Consider the following 22,677-nt stretch of genomic DNA (forward strand, 5'->3'; position numbering starts at 1 on the left):
CGGGGCTGGGGCGGTGAGGCCGCCACACATTGTTGTCTCAAACGGATGGGCCACTCGCAAGGATCGCCTTGCCAACATCCTCGTAATGCGTGTCGCGCGCCTGGATCTGCTGGGTGATGGCGTGCATGTCGCGAAACCGGCGCTCGAAGGGGTTGCTGCGGAACACCGCGGTCGCACCCGCCATGTGATAGGCGGTGTCGACCACTTTTGCCGATTGCTGGATGGTCCAGGTTGCGGCGAGGCGAACCGCGGTGCGATGCGCTGCGCCGAGTTCACCAGTCGTGGTGAGGTCGCGCCACATCGCATTCGCCGTGACATAGAGATAGGCGCGCGCAGCGCGCAGATCGCCCTCGGTGCGGCCGATCAGGCCCTGAACCGCCTGGTTGTCGCGCATGGCGCTTGCCGCAAGCGATTGGTGTTTTGCGCGCGAAAGCGCGATCGCAGCATTCAGCGAGGCACGCGCGACGCCGAGCGAGATCGCCGCAAAGCCGAGGCTGAAGGTCGAACCGGTGCCGATCCTGTAGAGCGGGCCTTTCTCGCGCAGCGCGGACGGCACGTCACGAAACGCCGTGAAGCGCTCGGGGATGAACAGGTCGCTCACCTCGTATGAGTCCGTACCGGTGCCGGCGAGCCCGATCGCCTGCCAGACGTCGTGCAGCACGGCACTCGTCGCAGGAAACAAAATGGTGCGCACCTCCACCGACCCGTCGGCATTCTTGCGCGGCGAGCCGTCGGTCCCGACGATGCGGACATGCGCCCCCAGCCAGCTCGCCTGCCGCGAGCCCGAGGCGAAATCCCAGCGCGCGGTGACGCGATAGCCGCCCTCGACCGCCCGCGCCTCATGCGCGATCGCGCCCCAGGCGAGGATGCCGGGCGCCGTATTGAAGATCTCCTGCGCGGTGTCGCGCTCGAGCGAAGCAGCGATCATCGCGCAGACCGTACACTGGCCGAGACACCAGGCGGTGGAGGCATCCGCTTTCGCGATCTCCTCCAGCATCTGCATGAAGGCTTCGGGCGCGGCCTCTGCGCCGCCGAGGCTTTGCGGCAGCAGCGCGCGGTAGAGCCCGTTCTCGATCAGCGCGGCGACGACCGCCGGCGTCAGCCGCCGCGTCCGCTCGATCTCGTCAGCCTCGCTTGCAATGAGCGGCGCAAGTGCGCGGGCACGTTCGACGAGGCCAACTCCGGGAGTTGCGTTCATGCGCGTTTCCTCGCCCCTTCTGTCGTGAGCGGTAAGAGACGCGATGGTGGTCTATTTGGCGGTGAGGATCAAGCTGGTGCGACCGTCATTCGGGATCGCCAAACGCGAAGCGCGGAATCCAGAGATGATGGCGCAAGCTCCCGGAAGCTCGCGCCGGCCCAAGAAACAAGTCCGGCCTTCCGGAAGTTATCGTCTTCCAGAAGAACATGATAGTCTTCCAAGCTAGGCAGCGATTTAGGCCTCCGACCGGCAGCGGCAAATGTCCTCGCCTGATGACCAAACGAAACGTGCTGACGCAGCCCGCCGGGGTCGGAGAAGGGGCAAGACCCTACTGCTGATCTTGGCCATTGGATTTCTCGTTTTCGCAGCCGCTGCGGGCACGCTGTATTATGCGCTGCGGCCGATAACTCTCCGGATTGCCGTCGGACCGCCGGGAAGCAACGATCACAAGGTGATCGAGGCGATGACCGAGGCCTTTGCCAACGAGAGCAGGACCGTGAGGCTGTCTCCCATCGCGACTGCCGGGGCGGCCGAAGCTCTCGCTCTGCTCGGTGCCGGCAAGGCCGATCTCGCGGTCGGTCGCGGCGATCTGGAGATGCCGGCGGACGCGCAAACAGTCGTCATCTTGCGCAAGAACTTCGTCGTGCTGTGGTCTTCTTCGGGACTCGCGGGCAAGGGCTCCAAACGCAAGCCTGCGCCGAAGATCAAGGAGATCGCCGATCTCGAAGGCCGCAAGGTGGGGGTGATCGGTGCGACTGCGGCGAACGCCGTGTTGCTGAAGGTGATCCTGAGCGCCGCCGGCGTGGCGCCGGACAAGGTCACGGTTGCCCAGTTCGGCACGGGGCAAATCGACGAACTGGCGCGCGATGCGACCCTCGACGCCTACATGGCGGTCGGTCCGCTCGACAGCAAGATAACCGCCGACGCGGTCGCCGCGACCGCCCGGACGCGTGGCGAGCCGAAATTCCTCGCGATCGACGCGTCGGAAGCCATCGCCCTGAAGCACCCGCGTTATGAATCGGAGGAAATTCCCCCAAGCATTTTCAATGCGAGTCCAGCCTGGCCGGATGACAAGGTCGAGACCGTCAGTGTCAGTCATTTGATCGTCGCACGGAAAGCCTTGTCCGAAACGACGGTGGCGGCGTTTTACCGCCAGCAATTCGCGCTCCGGCAGGCCATCGCCAGGCAAGTGCCTGGCGCTGCGCAAATCACCAAGCCGGACACCGAGAAAGAAGCCGAGCTGCCGGTCCACCGGGGAGCGGCCGCCGTGATCGACGGGACTGAACGAACCTTCCTCGACCGATACGGCGACTATTTCTGGTGTGCGCTTCTGCTTCTCTCCGGCATTGGTTCGGCCGGCGCCTGGCTGCGTCAATATCTAAACCGGGATGAGAGGGACGAGAACACCAGCCATCGCAACAGAATTCTGGCCCTGGTTTCTAAGGTGCGCACCGCGGAGTTCGACCACGAGCTGCTGGCCATGCAGCAGGAGGTCGACTCCATCATCGAGGAAACGCTCAAATGCTACGATGACGGCGCCATCGAGGAGGAGGAACTGGCAGCCTTCGGCCTGGTGCTCGAATTATTCGATCATGCCCTCGTCGAGAGGCGCTCAGGTTTGCAAACGGCTCCCTCGAACGTGCTCGCCGCGCGCCGCTAGGCGATACCGGCTTTTGCATCCTAGCTTCGCTCCACAGCTTCGGGCGGGGTAGCTCGTCCCAAGCGGGTTGGCGCGATTGCAAGCTTCATCTCTCGACATCCTGACCGGCTTCGGCGACCACGTCGTCCCATGAAGGTCGCGATGTGAAGACCTCGGACAAGAACTTGGTGAAGCTCGTCACGTTGGGATTGCCGCGTCTGCTTTCCGGCCACAATGCGGTGATGTGAGTCCTCGGAACGGCGAAATTCTGCAGCACCGGCACGAGCTCCTTTCGCCGCACGTAGGGGGCCGCGACATAGGTGGGCGTGATGCCGATGCCGCCACCGGACGCAATGATCATGGCGACGGCATCGCTGACATCGGTGATGATCGTGGCATCGGGAATGAGCTCGATCGAGCGGTCGCCGACGATAAAGGGCCACCGGAAAATCTGCCCCGAGCTCTGGAAGCGAAAGTTTACGCAGTCATGGTTGACCAGTTCGTCCGGGGTAAGGGGCGTTCCGCGCCGGGCCAGATAGTCCGGAGACGCGAAAGCGCAGATGCGGTGAGGCGCGAGTTGCCGTGAGATGAGCCGGGAATCGGCAAGCTCGCCGACGCGGATCGCCACATCGATCCCCTCTTCGATAAGATCGACGAAGTGGTCGCCGAGCCGCAAGTCGATCGCAAGTTTTGGATAGCGACTGCGAAAGCGCGGCAAGGCCGCGGCGAGAATGTGGGTGCCGATCGGCAAAGGCGCTGCAATCCTCAAGACACCGGCGGGTTCGGACCGCGCCGCAGCTGCCGCCTGTTCGATCGCATCCGCTTCCCGCAGAAGCCGCAGTGTCCGCTCGTGGAGATCGCGGCCTTCCGAGGTCAAGGTGAGCGAGCGGGTGGTTCGGCTGAACAGGCGGAGGCCAAGACGCTGCTCCAGCCTTTGAACGCTCTTGCTGACAGCGGAAGGCGAGACGCCGAGAGCGCGAGCGGCGGCGGTATAGCTGCCAAGGGAGCCAGAGCGGGCGAAGGCGATCAGGCCGGTCAGTCGGTCAAGGCTGATTTGTTCCATGGCGGCATAATAGAGCGGATAATGAGCCGGATTATCAAGCAGAACCGATGCATCTAAGTTGCGTTTCATCGGCCGCGCGTTGGGCGCTGCCCCGTGAAAGGACTGCCTCCCATGACCGATTTTGCCTCCAGCTCGCTTAGGGATCGCAGCGTCGTCATCTTCGGTGGCACCTCGGGAATTGGCCTTGCCGCCGCCCAACAGGCCCACGCTGCCGGTGCCAAGGTCATAATTATCGGGCTCGGTGCCGCGGGAGCTGAGCGGATTGCCGCCGAGAACGGGTTCGCTGGTTGGCGCTCCGCCGATGTGACCAAACCCGAAACGATCGCCGCCGCACTGGCCGATATCCCCCATGTCGATCATCTCGTTCTGCTTGCCGGCAGCTTCGTCGCGGGCAAGGTACTTGCGACAGACGTCGATTATTTGCGACGCGCTTTCGATGAGCGCATCTGGGCGGCCGTTCATGCCCTGCGCAGCCTCGGAAGCCGAATGGCCGCCGATGGATCGGTCACTTTCATTTCCGGAGCTTTGGCGGATCGACCAAACGCATACGGCACCGCCGTGCTCGCCGCCGCCTCGGCGGCTATGGAAGCCTTCGCCCGTGGCCTTGTCCTGGAGTTGGCCCCGCTCCGCGTGAACACGTTGTCGCCTGGAACGATCGATACGCCTCTGCTCGCGCGCACGCTCGGCGACGGCCGCGACGCTTATGTGGCGGCTCTCGAAGACAAGCTGCCGCTGCACCGTCTCGGCACGGCGCAGGAAGCGGGCAACGCAGTGGTCTTCCTGATGAGCAATCGCTTCATGAACGGCGAGACGCTTCACATCGATGGCGGTGCCCGTCTCGTCTGATTATTTGGAGCATGGAGTATGGCGTGTGGCGTCAAAATCGACGTCACAGGCGCGAGGGCGAGGCGATGCCTTCATGAGAACATGCTGACGGAGTCGGCTCGGACTCGCCGCAAAGAGGAAACAAGAGATGAATGCCAACGAATTCGAGTTCGACCACTTGCTCCGCTCGAACCTGGAGCGGGTGTTCAATGAGCGCGACGGAAGCAAGCGAAACGATGCGATCGCTGAGCTATTCGTTGAGAATCCGGTGATGTACGAACCTGCGAACATTATAAGGGGCCGCGCAGAGATATCACGCGTTGCAGGAGCGCTGTTGGAGCAATTCGGTCCCACCTTCACCTTCGTTCCCCAAGGCGTAGCGGTCGGGCATCACGGAATAGGCCATCTCACCTGGACAGCCGGTCCGAAGGACGGCCCGATCGCGGTCACCGGCGCCGACGTTGCCGAGGTGGAAGACGGCAGAATCTCGCGCTTGTGGGTGATGTTGAATCCACCAGCTGGATGAAGGTAATCGGGCGCTCGCGAAGTGTTGGATTGGTCCATTAGGTCGTCGCGGCCCAGCGCGACGACCTTTGCGCGCACGGTTCAAGAAGCTGGAACGATCAGGTGCACGGGCCGCAGAATTGAAAGCGCCACATCGCAGGCCTGCGCAAGACAGCTCGCCAATCCCACGGCTTGCGATGATGGCATCAGCCCCTGTTTTGCCCGACGAGTCAAACAGAGTTTCGCAAAATCGGAAGTTCGAAAAAAGCCTAATGCCAACAATGGGTCGGCTACTGTGCATGGGGTTGTTTTCGAGCTTTTTTATTATCCGCCCCTGAAGGTCCCGAGCCGGACCTGTCCCGTCACGCTTCAGGCAGGCTTGCGTTCAGCTATCCACCTTCAGCGCGGCAATGAAGGCTTCCTGCGGGATGTCGACCTTGCCGAACTGCCGCATCTTCTTCTTGCCTTCCTTCTGCTTCTCCAGAAGTTTGCGCTTACGCGTGATGTCGCCGCCGTAGCATTTTGCGGTGACATCCTTGCGCAGGGCGCGCACGGTCTCGCGCGCGATCACCTTGCCGCCGATCGCCGCCTGGATCGGGATCTGGAACATGTGCGGGGGGATCAGCTCCTTCATCTTCTCGACCATGGCGCGGCCGCGGCCTTCGGCGCGGGTGCGGTGGACCAGCATCGAGAGCGCGTCGACCGGCTCGTTGTTGACCAGGATCTGCATCTTGACCAGATCCGCCGGCTTGTAGTCGGTGAGGTGGTAGTCGAACGAGGCGTAGCCCTTCGAGACCGACTTCAGGCGGTCGTAGAAGTCGAACACGACCTCGTTGAGCGGCAGATCGTATTTCACCATCGCGCGGGAGCCGACATAGGTCAGCTCTTTCTGCACGCCGCGGCGGTCCTGGCACAGCTTCAGCACGCTGCCGAGATATTCGTCCGGCGTGAGGATCGTGGCCTCGATCCAGGGCTCCTGGATCTCCGCGATCTTGACCACGTCCGGCATGTCGACGGGATTGTGAATGGAGATTTCCTGCCCGTCGGTGAGGCTCATCTTGTAGATCACGCTCGGCGCGGTCGCGATCAGATTGAGATCGAATTCGCGCGACAGACGTTCCTGGATGATCTCCAGATGCAACAGCCCGAGGAAGCCGCAGCGGAAGCCGAAGCCGAGTGCGGCCGACGTCTCCATCTCGTAGGAGAAGCTGGCATCGTTCAGGCGCAGCTTGCCCATCGCCGCGCGCAAGGTCTCGAAATCATCGGCGTCGGCGGGGAACAGGCCGCAGAACACCACGGGAATGGCCGGCTTGAAGCCCGGCAGCATCTCGGTCACCGGCTTCCTGTCGTCGGTGATGGTGTCGCCGACGCGGGTGTCGGCGACTTCCTTGATCGCCGCGGTGATGAAGCCGATCTCGCCGGGGCCGAGCTCGTCGACCTGCGTCATCTTCGGCGTGAAGAAGCCGACGCGCTCGACGTCATAGGCCGCGCCCGTGCCCATCATGCGGATGCGGCTATTCTTCTTCATCACGCCGTCGACGACGCGGATCAGCACGACGACGCCGAGATAGACATCGTACCAGCTGTCGACCAGCAGCGCTTTCAATGTGGCCTGGCGATCACCCTTCGGCGGCGGCAGGCGGGTGACGATGGCTTCCAGCACATCGGGCACGCCGAGGCCGGTCTTGGCCGAGATCATCACGGCGTCTGACGCGTCGATGCCGATGACGTCCTCGATCTGCTGCCTTATCTTCTCGGGCTCGGCCGCGGGCAGGTCCACCTTGTTCAGGACAGGTACGATCTCATGACCCGCATCGAGCGCGTGGTAGACGTTGGCGAGCGTCTGCGCTTCGACGCCCTGGCTGGCGTCGACAACCAGCAGGGAACCCTCGCAGGCCGCCAGCGACCGCGAGACTTCGTAAGCGAAGTCGACATGGCCGGGCGTGTCCATCAGGTTGAAGATGTAATCCTGGCCGTCCTTGGCGCGATAGGCGAGCCGCACCGTCTGCGCCTTGATGGTGATGCCGCGCTCGCGCTCGATGTCCATCGAATCGAGCACCTGCTCCTTGCCCGCCATCTCGCGGTCCGTGAGGCCGCCGGTCATCTGGATCAGGCGGTCGGCCAGCGTCGATTTGCCATGGTCGATATGGGCGACGATGGAGAAATTGCGGATGTTCGAAATGGGGACGGTCGTCATGGGCGCGGGATACCACTCACATCCCCGTGCGGCAACCATATTGCTGTATTTTCAGGGCCTTTGTTCACGCCAAGCTGATTCCACCAAGGCTTAAAACGCGCTACGCAACGGCCTATGTCCACGACCTCGATCCCGTCTGCCCGAGCGCGCGCGAAGACCCGGGTGAGCTATGCCCGCTTTCGGGCCTGGCTGGTTGCCAGCGCGACCCGGCCGGAGGCGCGCCTCTGGCGGGTGATCCAGCTTGCCATCCTGCATGCGGTGCTCTGGACCTTTATCCTGATCAATCTGAAGGCCGCACAGGACGTTCACATGGACGTCGCAGAAGCCTGGGGCTGGGGGCAGAAATTCCTCTGGGGCTATGGCAAGCACCCGCCGCTGTCGGGCTGGGTCGCCGGCCTCTGGTTCATGGCACTGCCGCCGACGGACTGGGCGACCTATGCGCTGGCGATGACGACCGTCAGTGTCGGCATGGTGATCTGCTGGCTCATCGCGCTGCGCGTCGTGGATGCGCGGCGCGCGTTCCTGGTCGTGGTGATGGTCGCGCTCTACCCGATCTTCAATTTCAAGGGTTTCAAGTACAATCCCGACCTGCTCCAGCTCGTCACCTTGCCGCTCCTCGTGCTGGCTTATCTCAATGCATTCGAGAAGCGGAGCTGGCAATCCGGTGTCTGGCTCGGACTTGCCGGCGCGCTAGCGCTGATGACCAAATACTGGGTGCTGACCATGATCGGCGCCATCGGGCTTGCCGCCCTGATCCATCCGGAGCGGATGAAATTCCTGTCGTCACCGGCGCCGTGGATTGCGGTCGCGACGATGGTGGTGGCGATGATCCCGCACATCGTCTGGCTGGCGGACGCGCATTTCGTGCCGCTGACCTATGCGGGCGACACCTACAGCCTCGAGGATAGCGGCCAGGTGCATCAGCTCGTGGCTGGCTATGCCCTGCATAATATCGCGCTGCTGGCGCTACCGGTGGCCCTGGCCGCGCTGGCGATGGCGCTGGTGCCGCACTGGTTCAGGCTACTCTTGCGCGCGCCCTTGCGCATCATCACGCGGGCCTGGGCGCGCGGCGCGAATCCCGGCGTGAATCTTTCGCAGGCGCGCAACGTCTGGATCATTCAGATCATCGTCGCATTCGGCCCCGCGCTCGGCGCGCTGGCTTTCAGCATCTACATGAAGACCGATTGGGGCATCTCGCTGTTCTTCCTGGCGCCCTTGGCGCTGGTTGCGATTCCGGCGTTGCGGGTGCAGAGCGCTGCGCTGTTCAACATCGCCGCGATCTGGCTCGTGCTCAGCGTCGCCACGCTCGCCGCCTCGCCCTGGATCGCCGCGCGCGAGATGGCGGCCAATGCCGGCAACACGGCGACCTATGGCGCACGCTCGGATCTCGCGCGCGAGCTGACGCAGGCCTGGCACGCGCGCTTCGCCTCGCGCTGGGCGGTCGTGGCGGGCACCATGGAATCAATCCAGCCGATGGTGTTCTACAGCCCGGATCACCCGGCCGCATTCACGCCGCTCGAAGCCTGGGATTCCGGGCTGACCTCGCCCGATGACGTCAAGAGATACGGCTTCATCGGCGTGTTCGATCCGGCCGACGGCCGCCTGCCGGCGTTCGAGAAATGGGTGTCCGAGGTTGCGCCGAACGCCGAGCGCATCGTGATGACGACGCGCCGATTCACCCACGGCAAGGCCGGTCCGTCGATGAGCTGGAACATCTACATCGCGCCGCCGGGGAAGTGATCGCGGCGACGCCGCCTAAATCCCTTCCTCGTTGAATTTGCTTTCAACGAGCTCGGTGATCGCCGCGAGCGCGGCTTCGGCGTCATCGCCGGCAGCCGCGACCGTGATGGTCGTGCCGGGTCCTGCGGCAAGCATCATCAGGCCCATGATCGAGGTGCCGCCGACGGTTTCGCCGCCGCGCGTCACCCAGACCTGCGCGCTGAAGCGCTCGACGGCCTGGACGAATTTCGCGGAGGCCCGCGCGTGCAGGCCGCGCTTGTTGATGATCAGGAGGTCCTTGGAGATGGCGCCCGCGGGCACGCCCGTCCCGGCTTGCGGCGCCTCGTCGCTCATTTGCCGGCGAGTACGCGGCTGGCGATGGTGACGTATTTGCGGCCGGCTTCCTGGGCCATCGCAATCGCGTCGGGTAGCGGACGCTCCTCACGCACCTTGGCGAGCTTCACCAGCATGGGAAGGTTGATGCCCGCGAGCACCTCGACCTTCGGCCGGCTCATGCAGGATATTGCCAGGTTGGACGGCGTGCCGCCGAACATGTCGGTGAGGATCGCGACACCGTCGCCGGAATCGACGCGGTTAACCGCCTCGATGATGTCGCTTCGACAGAGATCGGAATCATCTTCGGCGCCGATCGTGATCGCTTCGATTTGCTTTTGTGGGCCCATGACATGTTCAAGCGCTGCCTTGAATTCGTCGGCAAGGCGCCCGTGGGTCACAAGTACTAGACCAATCATCGGAAAACTCCTCGCGGGCGCTTTTGGTGCACCGCACGAACGCGCCACTTTGACCATCCAGAGCCCCCGCGCAAGAGGGGATGTTGCGTATCTCCCTGATCTAGACGGATGGATGAGGGGAGCTGCGCCGGTCTATTCGGTCGCGATAGTGGGGTTCATATGGTTACCATTTCCCTTCAAACAATCGCCCGCAGGGTTAACGGAAGATGAACTCTTGGTAGTGGTCAAGGCCGCAACAACCAGAGGGAGGGGCGAATAGTCGCGGCCGATCGGGATTCGCGGTATTTCGACACCTAAAATGCCCGTTTTCAGCGATTCGGGCGGCGGCAGCCGCTCGGCGTCCGCGGCGTCGAGATCGACCACGAGGCCGACGGTCGCATGCTCCACGAAGTCGCAGCGGCGGATTCCCAGCCCCCGGATCTCGATCAGGCCGGCCAATACCGGAGCGGGGCGGACCTCAATTTCGCGGCCGAGTGTCGCCAGATGGACACGGTCATCCCCGACCAGAACGGCCCTTTCGAGCACGCCGCTACGTCCCGCCATGATCAAATCGAAGGCAAGGCGCGACTTGCCGGAGCCCGAGGGCCCGCGGATCAGCACCGCCAGATCTCCAACCTTGACCGCCGAGGCGTGAATGCTGGGGCCGCCGTCGCTCATAGCGCCGGCAGCCTCACCACGAAGCGAGCCCCGACAACGCTCGGCGCTCCGTCCTCGTCCGCCGGGCCAGGGCGGTTCTCCGCCCAGATGCGTCCGCCATGCGCGTCGACGATCTGCTTGGAGATCGACAGGCCGAGGCCCGAGTTCTGGCCAAAGCCCTGATGAGGTCGGTCGGTGTAGAAGCGCTCGAAGATGCGTTCCAGCGCGTCGTCGCGGATTCCGGGGCCGTCGTCGTCGACCACGATCTCGATCTCGCCGCGCACGCGGCGGCAGGTGAGGCGTACCATGTTGCCGGGCTCGGAGAAGGACTGTGCGTTCGAGAGCAGGTTGGAGACCACCTGCCCGAGCCGCGAATCATGGCCGGTCACGGCGAAACTGTCGGTCGGGCTGCGGCCCTCGAAACGCGTTTCGACCGCGACGTCGTGGCCGAGCTTGGTTTCGTTGGCGACGGAGACGAGCGTCGTCAGCAGGCGGCGCAGGTTGACCGGGATCGCATCCTGGCGCTGCAATTCGGCATCGAGACGGCTGGCATCGGAGATGTCCGAGATCAGCCGGTCGAGCCGCTTGACGTCATGCTCGATCACTTCGAGCAGACGTGCGCGGCTGTTCTCGTTGCGCGCCAGCGGCAATGTCTCGACCGCTGAGCGCAAAGACGTCAGCGGGTTCTTCAATTCATGCGCGACGTCGGCGGCGAACATCTCGATGGCTTCGATGCGGCTGTAGAGTGCGCTGGTCATGTCGCGCAGCGCACCGGAGAGATGGCCGATCTCGTCGCGACGACGGGTGAAATCGGGAATCTCGACGCGGGTCTTGATGCGGCGGCGGATAAGCTCGGCGCTGTCGGCGAGCCGGCGGACCGGACCCGCGATCGTGCTGGCGAGCAGCAGCGACAGCATGATCATGACGGCGGCCGCGACGCCGCCGACCTTCAGGATCGCCAGGCGCTCGGCGGTGACCATCTGGTCGATGTCGTCGCCCTGCGTCGACAGCATCAGCGCGCCGTGGATGGCGCGCGAGCGCAGCACGGGGACCGCGACCGAGACGATCACCTCGCCGCGCGCATTGACCCGCACCATCGAGCGCTTCTGGCCCTGGAGCGCGTCGCCGACCTCCGCATAGCCGTTGCCGTTCTCGGGTCCGAGCTCGCGATAGAGCGGCAGGTCGCCGCGGTTCAGCCAGGTGCGGACCGCGACCATGCCACGTTCGACGATGCCCGGCTTCTCGGCGGAGGGCGACGGCAGGGGGAATCGCACCACGGTCTCGAGGCTGCGGCTGTCGACCAGCAGGCTGCCGTTCGGGTCGTAGATGCGGGCGCGCGTCTTGGTCGGCGAGATCAGCGTGCGCAGCACCGGTGCCACGCGCTCCGGATTGATCGGAAAATCCAGCGGCGAATACTCGTCCGACCCGCCATAGGTCTCGCCCGGCTTGAGGTCGAGCAACCGGTCGGGATCGATGGTGATGGCGTTGGTCTGCACCGTCGCGGAGGCCGCGATCGCGCCGGCGATGATCTCCGCCTGCACCAGCAGGCTCTGCGCGCGCGCGTCGATCAGACCGGCGCGGAATTGCGACAGATAAAGGATGCTCGCCACCAGCGCGACGAGGCCGGCGAGATTGAGCGAGACGATGCGGCGGGTCAGGCTCGAGAAGGACAGCGCGAAGAAGAACTGCCCGGCGCGCTTGAGCCAGCTCAGCGGCCGCCAACGTTGCCCGGCCGGTTTGTCCTCGGCCAATTGATCCGGAGCGCCGTGGGCGGTGACGTCCTCGGCGTTCTGGTTCTCGTCAGGCTGCGTTCGGTCAAGCAATGCTCACGCCCGCGTTAGGACAGCTCGTGCGAAGGTCCCCGCATCCTAGAGCCACCCCGGTCCCGATGGAATCAGAACCGGCGATGCTCTCGGTCTTTCGTGGAGGCGCGTGCGCCTCAGGCTTCCTTGAAGCGGTAGCCGACGCCGTAGAGCGTCTCGATCATTTCGAACTCGTTGTCGACCACCTTGAACTTCTTGCGCAGCCGCTTGATGTGGCTGTCGATGGTGCGGTCGTCGACATAGACCTGATCGTCATAGGCGGCGTCCATCAGCGCGTTGCGGCTCTTGACCACGCCGGGCCGGGTGGCGAGCGCCTGCAGGATCAGAAATTCGGTGACGGTCAGCGTCACCGGCTCGTTCTTCCAGGTGCAGGTGTGCCGTTCGGGATCCATGCGCAGCAGGCCGCGGTCGAGCGCCTTGGCGTCGTTCTCCTTTGGCGCGACGGTCGGGTCCTTCGGCGCCGAACGGCGCAGCACGGCCTTGACGCGTTCGACCAGCAGGCGCTGCGAGAACGGTTTGCGGATGAAGTCGTCGGCGCCCATCTTGAGGCCGAACAGCTCGTCGATCTCTTCGTCCTTGGAGGTCAGGAAGATCACCGGCAGGTCGGATTTCTGCCTGAGACGGCGCAGCGTCTCCATGCCGTCCATGCGCGGCATCTTGATGTCGAGGATGGCAAGATCGGGCTGGGTGGTGCGGAAACCGTCGAGCGCGGAGGCGCCGTCGGTGTAGGTCATGATGCGGTAGCCTTCGGCCTCCAGCGCGATCGAGACGGATGTGAGAATGTTGCGGTCGTCGTCGACCAAAGCGATTGTGGGCATGAGCCTCTGCTTTCTGCTTTCCGTTTGGGTCGTGGCTTGAAAACGGCGAGCAATCCACTGATGCGCCGCATACATGGGTGCCGATGTTGGCATTCGAACCTTGTCACCGAGCAATGCAAGCTAGGCTGAAGTGTGACCAAGTTCCATGAAACACGGCAGATTCGCCGCATCTCGACCCATAACCGGGCCCCGGTTTACCCGAAAAAAGGCCCTTCATGCAACCACCTGACCCGAGAAAGCCGATGCAACCGACCCCCGAGTTCGACCCCGGAAAGCTCGCCAAATCGTTGCTGCGGCGGTCACGGCAGGGCGCCTTGGCGACGTTGATGGCCGGCAGCGGCGATCCCTATTGCTCCCTGGTCAATCTGGCCAGCCATCCGGATGGCTCTCCGATCCTGCTGATCTCGGGATTGGCCGTGCACACCAGGAACATCCTGGCCGACAGCCGCGTGTCCCTGATGCTGGACGAGCGGGCGGCAGGCGATCCGCTGGAAGGCGCCCGGATCATGCTGTCCGGCCATGCCGAGCAAGTCGATGCCGACAAGGATCTGCTCCAGCGGCGGTATCTCAATGCTCATCCTTCAGCGGAAGCCTTTGTTTCCTTTAAAGATTTCTCCTTCTTCCGGATCCGGCCCACCGGAACCCATCTGGTCGCCGGCTTCGGCCGGATCGTCGATCTCAAGCCGGAGCAATTCCTCACGGACCTCGCCGGTGCCGAGGATTTGCTGGCGGCGGAGGAGGGGGCGGTCGAGCACATGAATGCCGACCACCGCGACGCCATGGGCCTCTATGCCACGAAATTGCTCGGCGCCGCCGAGGGCGACTGGCGCTGCACCGGTTGCGATCCGGAGGGCCTCGACATGCAGGACGGCCAGACCGCGCTGCGGCTGGACTTCCCGGAGCGGGTGGCTGATGGCACGGCGCTGCGCAAGATGCTGGTCCGCCTCGCCGGCGAAGCGCGCGCCAAGATGGACCAAAGCGCAACAAATTGAACGCTGCTGCCAATCGCCGCGACCCAAGACCGTAATCGGTACCGTAACCGGTCAGAAGGCGGCGGCGAGAGTGTCATGGCAGGACCGAAGAGACTGACGCTGGTTGCGGGCTTGGCGCTCGCGATCATCGCATCGCCTGCCACGCCTGGCTTTGCCCAGACCAGCCCTGCTCAAAAGGTTTCGCCGCGGAGAGCGCGCGGATCAACGCGCTCATGGGCGCCGGCAGATATTCGGAAGCATTGCCCTTGGCGCAAGGCATGGTCGCCAGCCTGGAGAAGAGCGACACCGGTCGCGAACTCGCCGCCGCGCTGAACAACCTTGGCCAGGTTCATGCCGGTCAGGGCCAAGACGATCTGGCCGAGCCGCTCTACAAGCGCGCCATCGTGCTGATGGAAAAATCGCTCGGTCTCGAAACCCCGTTGATCGGCGCCGAACTGACCAATCTCGCCGCGCTCTACCAGCGGCAGGGCCGCTATGCCGAGGCCGAACCGCTGTTCAAGCGCGCGCTCGCCGTTCGCGAGAAGGGACTGTCGCGCGACCATCCCGATGTCGGCCAGTCCCTCAACAATCTCGCCACGCTTTACGTGAAACAGCAGCACTATGCGGACGCCGAGCCGCTGTTTCAGCGGGCGCTCGCGATCTACCAGAAGGCCGGCGGGCCCGAGCATCCGGCTGTGGCCACCGTCCTGAACAATCTCGGCCAGGTCTATCGCGATCTCAACCGCGATGCGGACGCGGATCCGCCGATCAAGCGCTCGCTCGCGATCCGCGAGAAGGTGCTGGGACCGGATCATCCCGACGTCGCCCGCTCTCTCAATAACCTCGCCGGCCTCTACGAGCACCAGCAGCGCTATGGCGACGCCGAGCCGCTCTATCGCCGCGCGCTGGTCATTCGCGAAAATGCGCTCGGGCCCGACCATCCCGAGGTCGCCACCTCGACTAGCAATCTCGCTTATTTCCTCTACGTGTCCGGGCGCACCGCGGACGCATTGCCATTCGCGGAAAAGACGCTTCGGGGCGATCGCGCGCAGTTGCGCGTCGTGTTGCCGGTGCTGTTCGCCGCCCGTCAACAAGATCTGCTGCCCGGCGACAAGGCGCTGGACGAGGCCCTCGCCGCGATCCAGCGCGGCACGCAATCCTCGGCCGCATCCGCCGTGAACAAGCTCGCGGTGCGGCTTGCCGCCGGCAGCGACCGGCTCGCCGAGCTGGTGCGCCGGGACCAGGATCTCGCGGCCGAGTCCGAGGCGCTCGACAAGGCGATCGTCACCGCGGTGTCGAAGCAATCCGGCCAGCGCGATCTGGCAGCCGAGCAGCGCAGCCGGGCGCGGATCGCAACGATTGCGAACGAGCGCGCGGGCTTGCAGAAGACGCTCGCGGTCGAATATCCCGACTATTCGTCGCTCTCCAATCCCCTGCCGTTGACGGTCAAGGACATCCAGCTGCTGCTGTCGGCCGACGAAGCGATGGTGCTCTACTCCGTCGTCGACAAGCAGAGCTATGTCGTCGCCATCACGCGCGAGGGCGTCGACTGGAAGGCGATTTCACTCGGCGCCGATGCGCTGACGCAAAAGGTCACTGCATTCCGCAAAGGACTTGACGTCGGCAAGGGGCGCGATGCATCCGGCAAATCCGGATTGTTCGATCTCGCGCTCGCCAACGAACTCCATGTCGCGCTGCTCGGTCCGGTCGAGGCGTTGACAAAGGACAAGCGCAACCTGCTGGTGGTGCCGTCGGCTGCGCTGACCGCATTGCCGTTTCATCTGCTCGTCACGGAGAAGCCGCAGGCTGCGATCCCGGACACGCTCAAGGCTATCGTGGTGCTGCCTGGTTGCTGCGGCGTCAGGCCGTCTCGGTGCTGCCCTCGGTAGTCAGCCTGAAATCGCTGCGCGCCTTCGCGCGGAGGGATCAAGGCGTGAAGCCGATGACCGGCTTTGGCGATCCCGTGTTCAATCCTGCATTGGAGGCGCCCGCCGAGCGGCGCGCCGCGAATGGCAAGGTCGCCACGCGCAGTATCGCGACCATCGCCTATACCGACTTCTGGCGCGGTGCCGGGGTCGATCGCGCGCGGCTTGCGCAGGCGCTGCCGCAGCTGCCGGATACGGCGGACGAATTGAACGCGGTGGCCAGGGATGTCGGCGCGGCCGCGGCCGATATCCATCTCGGCCGCGACGCCAGCGAAACGACGCTCAAGCGTGCAGCGCTTGCTCAATACGGCATCATCTACTTTGCAACCCATGGCCTCGTTGCCGGCGACATCAAGGGACTGGGTGAGCCCTCGCTCGCGCTCTCGATTCCCGATCAGCCCACGGAGCTCGACGACGGTCTGCTCACCGCCAGTGAAGTCGCCCAGCTCAAGCTCAATGCGGATTGGGTTGTGCTGTCGGCCTGCAACACCATCGCAGGCGACAAGCCCGGCGCCGAAGCCCTGTCGGGACTGGCGCGCGCGTTCTTCTACGCCGGCGCCCGCGCGCTCCTGGTCTCGCATTGGGCAGTGGATTCGGAAGCTGCCACGCGGTTGACCACATCGACTTTCGAGCTGCTCAAAAACGATCCAAAAATCGGTCGTGCCGAAGCCCTGCGCCGCGCGATGTTAATGTATGTTGATGACACCTCGTTACCGCGCAACGCCTATCCCGCGATGTGGGGGCCGTTCGCGCTCATCGGCGAAGGCGAGGTACGATAGGGCGGCCTTGGGATTTGTCCGTGGCATTGTGCGTCGCAATAACCTTGGGAAACGCGCATTTGGTTGCGCGATCATTGGCGATTTTTTGATGCGCCTGCTCAGAGCTGACATGCGCGGCGTTTGGCGCGGTCCTTGAATAAACCAAATCCTGCGGGATCAGCTTGGCAACGCCAGCGTTCATCAGTATTAGGTCGCCCAGCCGAGGCCGGATGGCCTATCATTCACGGTGGCCGCGACGGCGCTAAAGCATGATCGCGCTGAGTGTCGCGGGTTCTAGGAGGATTTTTTCGTGCAAGAGACGGGCGTGCGCAACGGTGCCTTCGGTGCCGACAAATTCGGCTTAAAGAATCTCAAGCAGGTTCACTGGAACCTCGGTGCGCCGCAACTCTATCAATATTCGCTCTCCGCGGGCGAGGCGGTGCTGTCGGCCGATGGCGCGCTCTGCGCCGACACCGGCGAGTTCACCGGCCGCAGCCCCAAGGACAAGTTCACGGTGCGTGACGCCACCACCGACAAGAAGATGTGGTGGGCCGGCAACCAGTCGATCACCGCAGAGCAGTTCGAAACGCTCTACCAGGACTTCCTCAAGCACGCCGAAGGCAAGTCGCTGTTCGCGCAGGACCTCTACGGCGGCGCCGATCCGGCCTACCGCATCAAGACCCGCGTCTTCACCGAGCTCGCCTGGCACTCGCTGTTCATCCGGACGCTGCTGATCCGTCCCGAGGCGGTCGAGCTCTCGGGGTTCGTGCCAGAGCTCACCATCATCGATATGCCGAGCTTCCGCGCCGATCCGAAGCGCCACGGCTGCAAGTCGGAGAACGTCGTCGCGATCGATTTCGCCCGCAAGATCGTGCTGATCGCCGGCTCCTACTATGCCGGCGAGATGAAGAAGTCGGTCTTCACCACGCTGAACTACTATCTGCCTGAGCGCGGCGTGATGCCGATGCATTGCTCGGCCAATGTCGGCGCCAAGGGCGACGCCGCGATCTTCTTCGGGCTATCAGGCACCGGCAAGACCACGCTGTCCGCCGATCCCAATCGCACGCTGATCGGCGACGACGAGCACGGCTGGGGTCCGAACGGCGTCTTCAATTTCGAAGGCGGCTGCTATGCCAAGTGCATCAAGCTGTCGCAGGAAGCCGAGCCCGAGATTTACGCTGCCTCGACGCGCTTCGGCGCGGTGCTCGAGAACTGCGTGCTCGATGAAGACACCCGCGTGGTCGATTTCGACGACGGCTCCAAGACCGAGAACACCCGCTCGGCCTATCCGCTCGAATTCATCCCGAACGCCTCGCGCACCGGCCGCGCGCCGCAGCCCAAGAACATGGTGATGCTCGCCGCGGATGCTTTCGGCGTGTTGCCGCCGATCGCAAAGCTGTCGCCCGCGCAGGCGATGTATCACTTCCTCTCCGGCTACACAGCGAAGGTCGCGGGCACCGAGCGCGGTCTCGGCAACGAGCCGCAGCCGGAATTCTCGACCTGCTTCTGTTCGCCGTTCCTGCCGCTCGATCCGTCCGTATACGGCAACATGCTGCGCGACCTCATCGCCCAGCACAATGTCGACTGCTGGCTGGTCAACACCGGCTGGACCGGCGGCAAGTACGGCACGGGCTCGCGCATGCCGATCAAGGTGACGCGCGCTCTGCTCACCGCTGCGCTCGACGGCTCGCTTCGCAACGTCGAATTCCGCACTGACAAATATTTCGGCTTCGCGGTCCCGGCCGCGCTGCCCGGTGTGCCGAGCGAGATCCTCAACCCGGTCAACACCTGGAAGGACAAGGACGAGTTCGACAAGACCGCCCGTGCGCTGGTCGGCATGTTCCAGAAGAACTTCGCCAAGTTCGAAGCCCAGGTCGACGCCGAGGTCCGCGCCGCTGCACCGGACGTAAAGCTCGCGGCGGAGTAGGGGCTGATCGCTTGAATTACAAAAGGGCGGCCGCGAGGTCGCCCTTTTTGTTTCTTCCTTCTCCCTTTGTGGGAGAAGGTGGCGCGAAGCGCCGGATGAGGGGTTCTCTCCGCGAGCTCGAAGAGAATGACGCGCGGAGAGAACCCCTCACCCGTCTCGCCGCTACGCGGCGAGCCACCCTCTCCCACAAGGGGCGAGGGAAAAAGCGCCTACGCCTTGAAATACGCGATCTGCGTCGTGGTCGCGAGCAGCCTTCCGTTCGGCGACCACAGCTCGGCGTTCTGGTCGCCGTAGCTCTTGTGCATGATCTTCGCATCGGCCGTCGCGAGCACGCGGGTGATGTCTTCGGCCGCGAGCTCTTCGCTGTCGGTGTGAAAATACGTCGTCAGCGACACCGTGCCGAACGGCACCAGCTCGCGCCGCGCGTGGAAGATACGGCCGAAGAAGGCGTCCGACATCGACATCAGCGACAGCATGTCGAGCTTGCGCGGCGCACGGTCGGTGATCCAGAGTTTCGAATAGGTGCTGGCGAACTCGGTCCGCGGCGGGCCGATCCGCATCTCGCCCTCGACGAAGCGGAATTCATACTGGTTGGCCCAGGATGCCGCGATCTTCGGGAACGGCATCGTCGCTTCGAACGGCTTTGCCTCCGGGTATTGCGCCACCCTGTGCTCCCAGGACGGACGGCGTTCGGCAAACACGGCGGTGGCGAGCGTTGCGACCTCGCCGCCGCCTTGCGACAGTTCGACGCTCCAGTGCTGGCTGGAACGGTTGGCCTTCACCAGACGCACGTCCAGATCGAATGGCCCCTTCGCGATCGGCGCGCAATAATTGACGGTGAGCGCCAGCGGATCGCCGGCACGTTGCGGATGGTCGATCAGAGCGCGCAAGATGGTCGCGGCGGTGACGCCGCCGAACGGGCCGACAAAGGCCCAGTAGTCGTCGCTGGTGTGTCCCTGCCAGCTGCTGTCACCCGCGGTGATGCGGGTGGCGTCGTCGAACGGGTGCGGGAGCTTGGCGTGCATTGTTGGTCCTCGGTGCCGACCCCGTCGTCATTGCGAGCGTAGCGAAGCAAATCCAGAGCCCTTTCCGCAGAAACAGTCTGGATTGCTTCGCTGCGCTCGCAATGACGCTGTTTGTGGTTGCGGCGCTCGTATCGCTGACGCCGGCTTGACGATGATGGCGATCATATCATCATCCTCTCTGCGAGATGCAATAACCTCGCAGGTAGTGCCGATTTCACGCCGCGGAAAATCAGCCCGCGACGTCGCGCAGAGTCGGCAGCAGCGGTGTGGTCGGATTCACCGGCACGTTCCAGATTTCCTCGGCATATTCGCGGATGGTGCGGTCGGAGGAGAACCACGCCATGCGCGCGACATTGAGAATGCTGGCACGTGTCCAGGCCGGCGCCACCTGCCAGCGTGCATCGACGCTGCGCTGCGCTTCGTAATAGGAATCGAAATCGGCGCTGACCATGTAATGGTCGAGATAGCGCAGCGCGTGCGCGATGGATTCGAAGCGGCCGGGGTCGCCGGGCGAGAACTCGCCGACGCCGATGGCATTGATGGCGCGCTGGAGCTTTGGCGAATTGCGGATCACGTCCGAGGCGTCCAGCCCCTGCTTGCGCCGGATCATCACGTCGCCGGCCTCCATGCCGAAGATCGCGATGTTCTCCGCGCCGACATGGTCGCGGATCTCGATGTTGGCGCCGTCGAGCGTGCCGATAGTGAGAGCGCCGTTCAGCGACAGCTTCATGTTGCCGGTGCCGGACGCCTCCATGCCGGCAGTCGAGATCTGCTCGGACAGGTCGGCCGCGGGAATGATGACCTCGGCGAGGCTGACATTGTAGTCGGGCAGGAAAACGACCTTGAGCTTGCCACCGATGGCGGGATCGTTGTTGACGACTTCCGCGACGTCGTTGATCAGCTTGATGATCAGCTTGGCGTAGCGATAGCTCGCCGCGGCTTTGCCGGCAAAAATCTTCACCCGCGGCACCCAGTTGCCGTTTGGGTCATCCTTGATCGCCTGGTACAGCGCGACTGTCTCGATCACGTTGAGAAGCTGGCGCTTGTATTCGTGGATGCGCTTGATCTGCACGTCGAACAGCGCAGTCGGATCGACCTTGATGCCGAGCCGCTCGCCGATCAGGCGCGCGAGCGCAGCCTTGTTGTGAAGCTTGACGCTGCGGAACTTTTTCTGGAATTCCACGTCGCTGGCGCGGGTTTCGATCAGGCTGAGCTGCGTGGGGTCATCGAGCACGGCATCGCCGCAGGTCTCGCGCAACAGATCCGTCAGCTTCGGGTTCGCCAGCATCAGCCAGCGACGGAAGGTAATGCCGTTGGTCTTGTTGGTGATGCGCCCGGGATAGAGATGGTTGAGGTCGTGGAATACGGTCTCGCGCATCAGGTCCGAATGCATCGCCGAGACGCCGTTGATGCGGTGTGAGCCGACGAAGGCGAGCTGGCCCATGCGCACGCGCCGCCCGCTCCTCTCGTCGATCAACGAGACCGAGGCGCGGAAGTCGATGTCGCCGGGGGCGCGCGCCTCTGCGAGCGCGAGATGCTGCACGTTGATGCGGTAGATGATCTCGAGATGCCGCGGCAACAGCCGTTCGAACAGCTCGACCGGCCATGTTTCCAGCGCCTCCGGCAGCAGCGTGTGGTTGGTGTAGGACAGCGTGGCGACCGTGATCTTCCAGGCCTCGTCCCAGCGGAAATTGTGATCGTCGATCAGAATCCGCATCAGCTCGGTGACGGCAAGGCTCGGATGGGTGTCGTTGAGCTGCACCGCGACCTTGCTCGACAGGCTGCGGAGCTGACCGTCCGACGCAAGATGCCGCTTGATCAGGTCCTGCAGCGAAGCCGAGACGAAGAAATATTCCTGGCGCAGGCGCAGCTCGCGGCCCGCCGGGCTCTCGTCGTTCGGATAGAGGAATTTGCAGATCGCTTCCGCGCGCGACTGCTCGGCGCTGGCGCTGACATAGTCGCCGGTGTTGAAGGCGTCGAGCTTCAAGGGGTCGGGCGAACGCGCCGACCACAGCCGCAGCGCGTTGACGTGCTGGCCGCGCCAGCCGACGATCGGCGTGTCATAGGCCATCGCCTGCACGGTCTCGGACGGATGCCAGATCGCGCGGTCGCGGCCCTTGTCGTCGACATGCTCGACACCGCCGCCGAAGCGGATGTCATAGATCACTTCGGGCCGCTGCAATTCCCAAGGGTTGCCGAAGCCGAGCCATTCGTCCGGATATTCCTGCTGCCAGCCCTGATTGATGATCTGGCGGAACAGGCCGTAATCATAACGGATGCCGTAGCCGATCGCGGGGATCGACAGCGTCGCCATGCTTTCCATGAAGCAGGCGGCAAGCCGGCCTAAGCCGCCATTGCCGAGCGCCGCGTCCGGCTCGCATTTGCGCAGCTCAGGCAAGGAGACGCCGAGATCGCCGAGCGCGACCTCGAAGATCTTCAGCAGCCCCATATTGTTCAGCGCGTCGCTGAAGAGGCGGCCGATCAGGAATTCGAGCGAGAGATAGTAGACGCGCTTGCGCCCGGCATCATAGCTGCGCTTCTCGGCGCTGAGCCAGCGATGCACGATGCGGTCGCGCAGTGCCAGCGCCGCTGCCTGGTACCAGTCGTGTTTGGTCGCCATGCCAGCATCCTTGCCGATGGCAAGGCGCAGCTTCGCCAGGATAGCGCCCTTGATCTCGGCCAGCGCGAGTTCGTCGATGGGCTGGCCGGGAGCGGGAAAATTCGGCTGGAACGATGAATCTTGCAAGTCGTCACTTCCTGGTCGCGAGAACACTACTGACCCTACGCATCTTGCCCTTGCACCGGAACCATCGCTGGCGCGGCCGTGCACTGCGCTGGCGTAAAATTATGCAAGGAACGGGCCGATTTGGGAACCCGGACCGATACGGGGAAACGTG

The 22,677-nt window shown here is 64.0% G+C and carries 16 protein-coding genes and 1 pseudogene; 7 read left to right on the forward strand and 10 right to left on the reverse strand.

Going from position 1 to position 22,677, the window contains the following annotated elements; all coding sequences use genetic code 11:
* Positions 1 to 37 precede the first annotated feature (37 nt).
* A complete protein-coding gene (locus tag IVA88_RS02270; protein WP_247495681.1) occupies positions 38 to 1,198 on the reverse strand; it encodes an acyl-CoA dehydrogenase family protein in 1,161 nt (386 codons plus the stop codon).
* A 259-nt stretch (positions 1,199 to 1,457) separates the two neighbouring features.
* On the opposite strand from IVA88_RS02270, the gene IVA88_RS02275 reads away from it, so the two are divergent.
* On the forward strand, positions 1,458 to 2,858 hold the full coding sequence (locus IVA88_RS02275) for a TAXI family TRAP transporter solute-binding subunit (RefSeq protein ID WP_247495682.1): 1,401 nt from the start codon (positions 1,458 to 1,460) through the stop codon (positions 2,856 to 2,858).
* Between the two features lie 85 nt (positions 2,859 to 2,943).
* Here IVA88_RS02275 and IVA88_RS02280 read toward each other — a convergent pair whose 3' ends face one another.
* Positions 2,944 to 3,900 (reverse strand): LysR family transcriptional regulator, encoded by a 957-nt coding sequence (locus IVA88_RS02280; RefSeq protein ID WP_247495708.1) that lies wholly within the window; start codon positions 3,898 to 3,900, stop codon positions 2,944 to 2,946.
* Between the two features lie 111 nt (positions 3,901 to 4,011).
* Between IVA88_RS02280 and IVA88_RS02285 the strand changes: the two genes are divergently transcribed.
* Both IVA88_RS02285 and IVA88_RS02290 read left to right on the forward strand, forming a co-directional pair.
* Positions 4,012 to 4,746 (forward strand): SDR family oxidoreductase, encoded by a 735-nt coding sequence (locus IVA88_RS02285; protein WP_247495683.1) that lies wholly within the window; start codon positions 4,012 to 4,014, stop codon positions 4,744 to 4,746.
* A 127-nt stretch (positions 4,747 to 4,873) separates the two neighbouring features.
* Positions 4,874 to 5,251, forward strand: coding sequence for a nuclear transport factor 2 family protein (locus tag IVA88_RS02290; protein ID WP_247495684.1), 378 nt, complete (start codon positions 4,874 to 4,876; stop codon positions 5,249 to 5,251).
* A 363-nt stretch (positions 5,252 to 5,614) separates the two neighbouring features.
* Here IVA88_RS02290 and lepA read toward each other — a convergent pair whose 3' ends face one another.
* Positions 5,615 to 7,426, reverse strand: a complete 1,812-nt coding sequence (gene lepA, locus IVA88_RS02295) for a translation elongation factor 4 (protein WP_247495685.1) — start codon at positions 7,424 to 7,426, stop codon at positions 5,615 to 5,617.
* A 114-nt stretch (positions 7,427 to 7,540) separates the two neighbouring features.
* On the opposite strand from lepA, the gene IVA88_RS02300 reads away from it, so the two are divergent.
* A complete protein-coding gene (locus IVA88_RS02300; protein ID WP_247495686.1) occupies positions 7,541 to 9,166 on the forward strand; it encodes a glycosyltransferase family 39 protein in 1,626 nt (541 codons plus the stop codon).
* Between the two features lie 15 nt (positions 9,167 to 9,181).
* Here IVA88_RS02300 and IVA88_RS02305 read toward each other — a convergent pair whose 3' ends face one another.
* From IVA88_RS02305 to IVA88_RS02325, 5 genes are all read right to left on the reverse strand, one after another.
* Positions 9,182 to 9,499 (reverse strand): HPr family phosphocarrier protein, encoded by a 318-nt coding sequence (locus tag IVA88_RS02305; RefSeq protein ID WP_007604995.1) that lies wholly within the window; start codon positions 9,497 to 9,499, stop codon positions 9,182 to 9,184.
* Positions 9,496 to 9,897 (reverse strand): PTS sugar transporter subunit IIA, encoded by a 402-nt coding sequence (locus tag IVA88_RS02310; protein WP_007597752.1) that lies wholly within the window; start codon positions 9,895 to 9,897, stop codon positions 9,496 to 9,498. Before IVA88_RS02310 ends, IVA88_RS02305 begins: the two co-directional genes overlap by 4 nt.
* Positions 9,898 to 10,029: 132 nt before the next feature.
* The gene (locus tag IVA88_RS02315; RefSeq protein WP_247495687.1) at positions 10,030 to 10,554 is read right to left on the reverse strand and encodes an HPr kinase/phosphatase C-terminal domain-containing protein; all 525 of its coding nucleotides are present in this window, start codon (positions 10,552 to 10,554) and stop codon (positions 10,030 to 10,032) included.
* A complete protein-coding gene (locus IVA88_RS02320; protein ID WP_247495688.1) occupies positions 10,551 to 12,356 on the reverse strand; it encodes a sensor histidine kinase in 1,806 nt (601 codons plus the stop codon). Before IVA88_RS02320 ends, IVA88_RS02315 begins: the two co-directional genes overlap by 4 nt.
* A 116-nt stretch (positions 12,357 to 12,472) precedes the next feature.
* A complete protein-coding gene (locus IVA88_RS02325; RefSeq protein ID WP_008542552.1) occupies positions 12,473 to 13,174 on the reverse strand; it encodes a response regulator transcription factor in 702 nt (233 codons plus the stop codon).
* Between the two features lie 242 nt (positions 13,175 to 13,416).
* Between IVA88_RS02325 and IVA88_RS02330 the strand changes: the two genes are divergently transcribed.
* The 3 genes and pseudogenes from IVA88_RS02330 to IVA88_RS02340 all read left to right on the forward strand — a co-directional run bounded on the left by IVA88_RS02330 (position 13,417) and on the right by IVA88_RS02340 (position 18,755).
* Positions 13,417 to 14,166 carry a DUF2470 domain-containing protein gene (locus IVA88_RS02330; RefSeq protein ID WP_247495689.1) on the forward strand — a complete coding sequence of 250 codons (750 nt, stop codon included), beginning with the start codon at positions 13,417 to 13,419 and terminating at the stop codon, positions 14,164 to 14,166.
* Between the two features lie 75 nt (positions 14,167 to 14,241).
* Positions 14,242 to 16,849, forward strand: a pseudogene (locus tag IVA88_RS02335) (CHAT domain-containing tetratricopeptide repeat protein).
* Between the two features lie 289 nt (positions 16,850 to 17,138).
* Positions 17,139 to 18,755, forward strand: coding sequence for a phosphoenolpyruvate carboxykinase (locus tag IVA88_RS02340; RefSeq protein WP_247495690.1), 1,617 nt, complete (start codon positions 17,139 to 17,141; stop codon positions 18,753 to 18,755).
* Positions 18,756 to 18,964: 209 nt separating this feature from the next.
* On the opposite strand, the gene IVA88_RS02345 is transcribed toward IVA88_RS02340, so the two are convergent.
* Together IVA88_RS02345 and IVA88_RS02350 are read right to left on the reverse strand one after the other, a co-directional pair.
* Entirely contained in the window at positions 18,965 to 19,780 is an 816-nt protein-coding gene (locus IVA88_RS02345) for a thioesterase family protein (protein WP_247495691.1), read from the reverse strand.
* Positions 19,781 to 20,009: 229 nt separating this feature from the next.
* Positions 20,010 to 22,526 (reverse strand): glycogen/starch/alpha-glucan phosphorylase, encoded by a 2,517-nt coding sequence (locus IVA88_RS02350; RefSeq protein WP_247495692.1) that lies wholly within the window; start codon positions 22,524 to 22,526, stop codon positions 20,010 to 20,012.
* Positions 22,527 to 22,677: the final 151 nt, after the last annotated feature.

The organism is Bradyrhizobium sp. 149 (genome assembly GCF_023073915.1).
Lineage (GTDB): Bacteria > Pseudomonadota > Alphaproteobacteria > Rhizobiales > Xanthobacteraceae > Bradyrhizobium.

Coding starts and splice junctions, on each gene's coding strand:
- IVA88_RS02270 (WP_247495681.1), bottom strand. CDS start 1,198: ATGAACGCAACTCCCGGAGTTGGCCTCGTCGAACGTGCCCGCGCACTT.
- IVA88_RS02275 (WP_247495682.1), top strand. CDS start 1,458: ATGTCCTCGCCTGATGACCAAACGAAACGTGCTGACGCAGCCCGCCGG.
- IVA88_RS02280 (WP_247495708.1), bottom strand. CDS start 3,900: ATGGAACAAATCAGCCTTGACCGACTGACCGGCCTGATCGCCTTCGCC.
- IVA88_RS02285 (WP_247495683.1), top strand. CDS start 4,012: ATGACCGATTTTGCCTCCAGCTCGCTTAGGGATCGCAGCGTCGTCATC.
- IVA88_RS02290 (WP_247495684.1), top strand. CDS start 4,874: ATGAATGCCAACGAATTCGAGTTCGACCACTTGCTCCGCTCGAACCTG.
- lepA (WP_247495685.1), bottom strand. CDS start 7,426: ATGACGACCGTCCCCATTTCGAACATCCGCAATTTCTCCATCGTCGCC.
- IVA88_RS02300 (WP_247495686.1), top strand. CDS start 7,541: ATGTCCACGACCTCGATCCCGTCTGCCCGAGCGCGCGCGAAGACCCGG.
- IVA88_RS02305 (WP_007604995.1), bottom strand. CDS start 9,499: ATGAGCGACGAGGCGCCGCAAGCCGGGACGGGCGTGCCCGCGGGCGCC.
- IVA88_RS02310 (WP_007597752.1), bottom strand. CDS start 9,897: ATGATTGGTCTAGTACTTGTGACCCACGGGCGCCTTGCCGACGAATTC.
- IVA88_RS02315 (WP_247495687.1), bottom strand. CDS start 10,554: ATGAGCGACGGCGGCCCCAGCATTCACGCCTCGGCGGTCAAGGTTGGA.
- IVA88_RS02325 (WP_008542552.1), bottom strand. CDS start 13,174: ATGCCCACAATCGCTTTGGTCGACGACGACCGCAACATTCTCACATCC.
- IVA88_RS02330 (WP_247495689.1), top strand. CDS start 13,417: ATGCAACCGACCCCCGAGTTCGACCCCGGAAAGCTCGCCAAATCGTTG.
- IVA88_RS02345 (WP_247495691.1), bottom strand. CDS start 19,780: ATGCACGCCAAGCTCCCGCACCCGTTCGACGACGCCACCCGCATCACC.